The following is a 7,719-nucleotide window of genomic DNA, read 5'->3' as shown; positions in this document are numbered from 1 at the left end:
AAAGGTTTTTCCGCATCTAAAGTATCTACGGATTTTATTGTTTCATAAACCTCCATTGATGAGTATGGTAATATGATTTCAGTTTTTATTTCAACTATTGCTTTGTCGTTTTCCATTAGTTTATTTTCCGCAAAGCCAAATATTAAAAATATGCAAAAAGGTAAAATTGTACTTTTGATTAGGTTTTTATTCTTTTCTCTTTTTTGATATTTTTTGACGAAATATTTTATTAAAACTCCAAGTAAAATAGGAACAATAATTAAAGGCATTGCCATAAGTATACAAACCATTCCTTCTAAATCTCCGAATAAGAGAAGTAAAAAGAAAACTACTAACGAAAAAATAAGTCCGAAGAGACTAAATGCTTTTAAAGTTGATTTACCAAGAACATAACCAAGGATAAATGGTAAAAAAACAAAAAATGAAAGTCCATATCCAATTAATTCATAATGAAGTAATAAAAAACCTAATGACAAAAATGTCAAACTAATTATTGTTGTTATTGCGAACTCTTTTTTCATATGGTGGGTAACGTCCCTGCATTCACGCCGTGCCGACCGAATGGGAGGAATGGACGAGAATGCATTGTTGGCTGCTGCTTTTATTTTTTTCAAATCCAATCGTTATTTGTCGCTAAAAATAAAGTCTTTTTAAAAATCGAAAAACTTAAATGAAAAAACTATTTTCAGTTTCAAAAAATCGACTTCCTTTTTGTCAACGCTGAACTAAATATAAACTAAAAATTTGATTTGTCTTTTTCGGAGGGTAATTAATTCTCTGAGAGTAAGCGTCAAATCTTTGCCTTTAAATTAGTTCTTGCCTTTTGTAAATGTAATGTTATAAAAAAGATTAAAAATCCGTTTTTCAAACCCTTTAGATTCCTCTTTGTCGAAATACCACTCTCCTATTTTGTAAAACTTCTTTTTGCGCTTCTTTAAAAGATAAAGTTTCGATTTTTAAAATCCGTTTTTGATTGCTTCTTTTTTCTTTTTTTAGTGTCTTGTCCTGAAATATGGCTACAGGTTAAAATTGAATTAAGCTGATAATTGATATACCATATTTGGTGTTTTATAATCTAAAGATAAATGTAATCTTACTTCGTTGTATAAATTAATTGCATTTTTTGCAGCTCTCTTTGCGTGTGCTGGGTTATCAAAGGTTTGGTCTAGATAAAACTCATCTTTTAATATACCATTTACACGTTCTGCCATGGCGTTTTCGTAACAATGATTTTCTTCGGTCATACTAATGTCTACCTTTTTTCTTTTGAGTATTTGTGTGTATACATTACTGCAATACTGTATTCCTCTATCAGAGTGGTGTATGAGTCCTTTAATGTTTTTAGCTTGATAAATAGCCTTATTAAGTGCTCTGACGCATCCTTTTAGTTCCAAGCTGTCACTCAGGTCATAACCCACTATTTTCCTAGAATACATATCAGTTATTAAAGCTAAGTAACAAAATCCTTTTACGGTTCTAATGTATGTTATATCAGAAACCCAAACTTGATTTGGTCTTGTGATTTCTAGGTCTTTTATACTATTGTTATACTTATAAAACCGATGATATGAGTTCGTTGTTCTGGCGCTGGTTTTCCTTCTAAGTGTTAGCATTTGGTGTTTTCTAAGAATATTAAATAGCGTGTCTCTACCAACTTTAATATTGGCTTTAGTAAAATCTATGTTTAATGATTTCACAAGTTTTCTCACACCTTCTCTAGGAAGAGATTTGCGTCTTTTTCTAACAATGTTTATAATCTGTTGTTCCAGTTCTAAATGCTTATCAGCTCTAGATTTGTATTTGTAATACGCATCTCGTTTAAGTCCAAAACAACTAGCTATAGTTGAAAGAGAAGCAAATCTCTTAGATTTCTCTTTAGCTTTAATTAAGGCTTTATACTTAGCTTTTTTTTTAGTTCATTAACTGATTTATAGCCAAGATCTTCAGCAGCTACTTCAAGATAAGAATCCTGCACCATAGCATCGAGATCCTTTTTAAGAAGTAGCTTTTTAAGCTGTTCAATCTCTTTTTGTAGCCCTTTAATTCTAGATATTTCGTCTTTAGTTTCCACTTTTACTCTGGTATTCATTAAGTCTTTACGATTGTACTTTTTAATCCACACATTAACTGTTGTAGGTGCAATAGAGTAGAGCTTACAAAGTTCGCTCTTTGTGTGTTTTCCGATTGTAAGTTCGGCTAAAATTTTTAATTTAAAAGGTTCACTGTAACGTCTAATTACTTTGTCATTTCTATACATAATGTTTAAAATTATGTAGCCTTATTTCAGGACGGGTCATAGTTGCAGCCAACGTTGTTGTGTATGATTAGTTGCGTTTTTTAAGCACTAAAGTTAGTAAATAAATCACAGATAGAAAGTCCGCGAGGACTTTCGTAAATTGGCTAAAACCAGCAATTAATTATACACGGTGTTGGCAGTAGTAATTTTTTCTTTCGTATTATAAAATATTCCTTTTTTATTTAATAAATCATTTTTCTTGTATTTCTTAAGAGGTAAAAAGTCAAATCTAATTGATTCAATTAATGGTAAATTTTCTGTATAAGTTCCATCTCCGTTGTTATATGTCAAACCCATTGATGTTTTCAAAATATTATTTGATATTCTACTCAAAGTGTCGTTCGCAAAATGAAATTCAATATTTCCAAGATTTAATTCAACAGTATCAGGTAATTTTTCCCCAAGTTTTCTTTTAATTCCGTTAAATTGAATTTTACTATTTAAAAAATTCAAATTATCAAAATAATATTCTTTTAAAGAACCAGCATTAGCTCCTTTATAAGTATTTATTTTAAGGGTTATCTCATAAACCTTTTCATATGAAATTTTAAAAAGAGTATCTTTTGGATAGATTTCGTAATGTTCAAAACGATTTATTTCAAGAGTATCTTTGTTTATCCATTTCACTATTGTTCCATCTATTTTTTTTCCTTTGTTTTCAGTAAAAGGTTCTTCCGATTTTATTATTCTCGTTCCACAAATATCGTCGGTAAATGCGAAATCAGAATTTCTACAATATGAATAAATAAAATATTTATCATTCAATGTTTTCTGTTTAAATAATCTGCCATAATTTTCAGTTTTAATTTCGTTTGTACAAGAAATAAAAATTATAGATAAGACTAAAAAAAATCGCATTTTCATTAAGTTTAAGGTTTTCGTTTTTATTACTGCCAACGTCTAGGCTATGGTTAGTACGGGAATTAAAAGTAATGAATTTCCGATTAAGCACTTAGCCAAAACTTTTTATTTTGTTTTATATTTTTATTTTTAAAGCCAAATCAAAAGATTTGGCGGACTTCCTTAAAAGCATTAAACTTTGGGTTAAGCACCAAAACCCGTATTAATTATAGCCATTGTTACCCACCGTATTTATTTTTCAAATCCTTTATTAAATTCCTAAAAACGTATTCGTGTTCTTGTTCAATTCCAATTTTTTCAAGCGGTTGCCAATATAATCTTGGATATAATTCAGATGAATAAGTAGTTATTCTTGTCATTTTACAATGTCCGTTTTTGAGTTCCTCAAATGTGTAAATCGCTTCTTTAAAGTCGAACCATTTTCTGCCAGTTAATTGGTAGTCAATTACGTCCATTCGTAATAATTTTCCTTTTTCGAGTTCAGTTACTCGTTCTATTATTTTCCCTTCTTCAAAATAACAAGTTCTAATTGCTCCTACTTTTTCTTCTTCAAGAATGCATTTTTGGGGTATTGGCAAGTCAAGTTTCATTAAGAAAGGTTTTTCCGCATCTAAAGTATCTACGGATTTTATTGTTTCATAAACCTCCATTGATGAGTATGGTAATATGATTTCAGTTTTTATTTCAACTATTGCTTTGTCGTTTTCCATTAGTTTATTTTCCGCAAAGCCAAATATTAAAAATATGCAAAAAGGTAAAATTGTACTTTTGATTAGGTTTTTATTCTTTTCTCTTTTTTGATATTTTTTGACGAAATATTTTATTAAAACTCCAAGTAAAATAGGAACAATAATTAAAGGCATTGCCATAAGTATACAAACCATTCCTTCTAAATCTCCGAATAAGAGAAGTAAAAAGAAAACTACTAACGAAAAAATAAGTCCGAAGAGACTAAATGCTTTTAAAGTTGATTTACCAAGAACATAACCAAGGATAAATGGTAAAAAAACAAAAAATGAAAGTCCATATCCAATTAATTCATAATGAAGTAATAAAAAACCTAATGACAAAAATGTCAAACTAATTATTGTTGTTATTGCGAACTCTTTTTTCATATGGTGGGTAACGTCTCGGCTATGGTTAGTACGGGAATTAAAAGCAGTTAACTTTCGATTAAGCACTTAGCCAAAACTTTTTTATTTTGTTTTATCTTTTTATTTCTAAAGCCAAATCAAAAAGATTTGGCGGACTTGGTTAAATGCATTAAACTCTGGGTTAAGCACTAAAACCCGTATTAATTATAGCCATTGTTACCTGCTGGCTTTATTCAGTTTCCTATCATTTATTTTTCCGAAACTATATTTTCCAATTCGGACTGAAATCAGAACGATAGCAACTACTGCTGAAAACCAAGCCGTATTATAAACTCCGTAATAAAATTGGTCGATTGGAATAAAATTCGAAAATTCAGTTCCTAAAATTATACAGACTAAAAATATTCGGATTACTGTTTTGAACCAACTTGTTTTAGTCAGCATTTCATAAAGGCCAATTACAAAAACGAAAAAAAACAAAGAAGTATAGGTAGTATTATAGCAAATCAGCCCATAAAGTTCAGGGTCAGTTTTTTCCATCTCTTCAGCCCATTTGAGATGTGCATAATGATGTTTTAGAGACAAAATGAATTGGATAATTATTGCAATTATTGAAAAAAGAGGTTTAAAGAATTTCATTGAATTAGTCTATTTTTATTTCAATGTTTTCGTTTTTTAAATCAATCTCAATCCATTCAGTTTGAGATTCCAAATCAGGAATGCATTCCTTCAATTCCATTCCTTTAGCATATTTACTCAATGCTTTTTTTCCGAAATGAACTGTCGCTTTAAATTCCGTTTGTCCAGTTTTTCCAATCCACGCTTTAGTTTCTATTTTCCGTTTATCATTCACGTATTTTTTAGTCAATTGTTTTTCTGTTGGAAGCCACGAAACTCCATCACACCAAAACCCTTTTAATTCTTGGTCAGTCGATTTTTTCAATTCGTGACAAATTCGGTATTCCAGTTGAGTGCAGAATTCCTCATTAAATGGTGTTTCGATTTTTTGTTGTGCGTTCGTCATTTCAGCTTGCAGGTAACGTCTAGTATATGAAACGTAGCGTGTAAAAAGACACTATCATTTCGGATTATACACGAGCCGAATTTTTAAATTTTTCTTTTAATCTTTATTTTTATAAAAGCCAAATTTAAAAATTTGGCGGTCTTCGCAAATACACAAAAACCTTTCGGAAAGCCTATAATAGCTATGTTTTATATACATTGTTGTGGCTAGTTATTCCTCGCTATCTTCTTCGTTAATATCAAATTCTGGCGGTGGCGGTGGAATAACCCTCTTGCCTTTCATATGTGAAAAATCGAAAAATGAAAACCTCGTATCATTTAGCTTATCTATTCCATTTTTCTTTTCGATGGTCAATCTGTTATATGGTAAACCATACCATTTTTCAGACAAATAATTTTTATAAGTTTTAATTCCGTTACTCACTTCGTTTAACGCAAATTTAAGTGATTTTATAGGAAAAGGTTTATTATAAAATACTATATCAAAATGAACTTTAGAGATTGAATCCCACATTTTTGATTGGGGTATTTGAACATCATATTTATGTGTTGACACATTTGGAATTCCGTTTTTCAAATATTCAAATGTTATAAAACTTAAAGAATCTATACTCTTTAATTCGTCATCAAATAGTACTTTTTCGTCATCTACAAAACTTAGAGATGTATTGTACTTTCCACACCCTAAAAAACCTGCCACACTATCTCGCAAAAAGAAATATTCTGATAGTGATTTCTCAACATTTTGTGATTTTGGATGCTTTTGAATATAAGCAGCATAATCAAAATATTCTCTTGACTTTTGAGTTTCCACCCAATCATTTTCTGACTGCTTATTTTTTTCAACACTTTTGCATTGAATTGCTAGAATAAAAATCAGAGATAATTTTAATGCTATTCTCATTTTTTGTTTAATTAGCCACAACGTTCTTGTGTATGGTTAGTTGCGTGTTTAAGCAACTAATTTAGTAAACAAATACGAACGCGAGAAAATTCCGAAGGAATTTTCCAAATAAGCACTTACCAAAGCAATTAATTATACACGTTGTTGGCAATAGTTGTTATTTGTGTAAGTTTAAAAGAGAATCAACACGAGGCCTCCATATTAATAAAACTTCAGAATCAGTATTAGTAGATTGAAACATGTAATCTTCAACATCTTCTAGCTCTGAATATATTCTATCTCCAACATTCTCTAGGTCGCGAAACTTTGTTTTTTTGTCGAACTTGATTTTATCAATTTCAGCATTAAACTTTCTAACGTAAACTTCATTTAAATCAAATATCAATTTTTGGATCTTCATTTCAAGTTTCATTCCTGGCGCAAGAGTGTCTTTAATCCAAGATTTATCTTTGTCAAAATATGAACGAACATATGCTTTTTCAATACTATTGGCTTTTAAATTAAAGCCGTAGTAATAATAAATATTGCTTTTTGATTTCAGATTTATGTCAGCTTGAAAATCAGAATATTTTAATTCAACATCTTCAGACCAGTAAATGGCATCTTTAGAAATGAAATAATCTTTTATATCTATTCTGAAATTCCAATATATAATGAAGATTATAATTAATGAAATGAATATTATCGATAGTCTCTTTTTCATAATTATTGCCAACGTCTAGGCTATGGTTAGTACGGGAATTAAAAGTAATGAATTTCCGATTAAGCACTTAGCCAAAACTTTTTATTTTGTTTTATATTTTTATTTTTAAAGCCAAATCAAAAGATTTGGCGGACTTCCTTAAAAGCATTAAACTTTGGGTTAAGCACCAAAACCCGTATTAATTATAGCCATTGTTACCCACCGTATTTATTTTTCAAATCCTTTATTAAATTCCTAAAAACGTATTCGTGTTCTTGTTCAATTCCAATTTTTTCAAGCGGTTGCCAATATAATCTTGGATATAATTCAGATGAATAAGTAGTTATTCTTGTCATTTTACAATGTCCGTTTTTGAGTTCCTCAAATGTGTAAATCGCTTCTTTAAAGTCGAACCATTTTCTGCCAGTTAATTGGTAGTCAATTACGTCCATTCGTAATAATTTTCCTTTTTCGAGTTCAGTTACTCGTTCTATTATTTTCCCTTCTTCAAAATAACAAGTTCTAATTGCTCCTACTTTTTCTTCTTCAAGAATGCATTTTTGGGGTATTGGCAAGTCAAGTTTCATTAAGAAAGGTTTTTCCGCATCTAAAGTATCTACGGATTTTATTGTTTCATAAACCTCCATTGATGAGTATGGTAATATGATTTCAGTTTTTATTTCAACTATTGCTTTGTCGTTTTCCATTAGTTTATTTTCCGCAAAGCCAAATATTAAAAATATGCAAAAAGGTAAAATTGTACTTTTGATTAGGTTTTTATTCTTTTCTCTTTTTTGATATTTTTTGACGAAATATTTTATTAAAACTCCAAGTAAAATAGGAACAATAATTAAAGGCA

Annotated in this window: 10 protein-coding genes; all 10 read right to left on the bottom strand. The window is 29.7% G+C overall.

Translation table 11 applies throughout. The features are described 5' to 3' along the window. Window positions 1-614: hypothetical protein (locus tag RH82_RS15690; RefSeq protein ID WP_206420436.1), on the bottom strand; the 614-nt coding region annotated here is incomplete at its 3' end. Window positions 615-1,034: 420 nt separating this feature from the next. Continuing rightward, window positions 1,035-1,886 carry an IS3 family transposase gene (locus RH82_RS15685; RefSeq protein ID WP_034059239.1) on the bottom strand — a complete coding sequence of 284 codons (852 nt, stop codon included), beginning with the start codon at window positions 1,884-1,886 and terminating at the stop codon, window positions 1,035-1,037. Continuing rightward, complete coding sequence (locus RH82_RS15680; RefSeq protein WP_034060699.1) at window positions 1,886-2,257, bottom strand: transposase; 372 nt, start codon at window positions 2,255-2,257, stop codon at window positions 1,886-1,888. The genes RH82_RS15685 and RH82_RS15680 overlap by 1 nt, the downstream gene beginning before the upstream one ends. Window positions 2,258-2,413: 156 nt before the next feature. Then, complete coding sequence (locus tag RH82_RS15675; RefSeq protein ID WP_156112508.1) at window positions 2,414-3,061, bottom strand: hypothetical protein; 648 nt, start codon at window positions 3,059-3,061, stop codon at window positions 2,414-2,416. A 314-nt stretch (window positions 3,062-3,375) separates the two neighbouring features. Continuing rightward, window positions 3,376-4,272: a polyketide cyclase gene (locus RH82_RS15670; protein WP_034062177.1), complete on the bottom strand. Its 897-nt coding sequence runs from the start codon at window positions 4,270-4,272 to the stop codon at window positions 3,376-3,378. Between the two features lie 195 nt (window positions 4,273-4,467). Next, window positions 4,468-4,890: a hypothetical protein gene (locus tag RH82_RS15665; RefSeq protein ID WP_034062176.1), complete on the bottom strand. Its 423-nt coding sequence runs from the start codon at window positions 4,888-4,890 to the stop codon at window positions 4,468-4,470. 4 nt (window positions 4,891-4,894) lie between these two features. Next, window positions 4,895-5,275, bottom strand: coding sequence for a hypothetical protein (locus RH82_RS15660; RefSeq protein ID WP_034062175.1), 381 nt, complete (start codon window positions 5,273-5,275; stop codon window positions 4,895-4,897). 210 nt (window positions 5,276-5,485) lie between these two features. Further along, window positions 5,486-6,178, bottom strand: a complete 693-nt coding sequence (locus RH82_RS15655; protein WP_156112507.1) for a hypothetical protein — start codon at window positions 6,176-6,178, stop codon at window positions 5,486-5,488. A gap of 157 nt (window positions 6,179-6,335) precedes the next feature. Continuing rightward, on the bottom strand, window positions 6,336-6,881 hold the full coding sequence (locus RH82_RS15650; protein ID WP_034062172.1) for a hypothetical protein: 546 nt from the start codon (window positions 6,879-6,881) through the stop codon (window positions 6,336-6,338). 194 nt (window positions 6,882-7,075) lie between these two features. Further along, window positions 7,076-7,719, bottom strand: a 644-nt coding sequence (locus RH82_RS18580) for a polyketide cyclase (RefSeq protein WP_034062171.1), incomplete at its 5' end; no start/stop codon positions are given.

The organism is Lacinutrix jangbogonensis (genome assembly GCF_000797445.1).
GTDB classification, from domain to species: Bacteria; Bacteroidota; Bacteroidia; order Flavobacteriales; family Flavobacteriaceae; genus Lacinutrix; species Lacinutrix jangbogonensis.
Note: the sequence above shows the minus strand (reverse complement) of the source record. Positions and strands in the feature narration are given on the sequence as shown.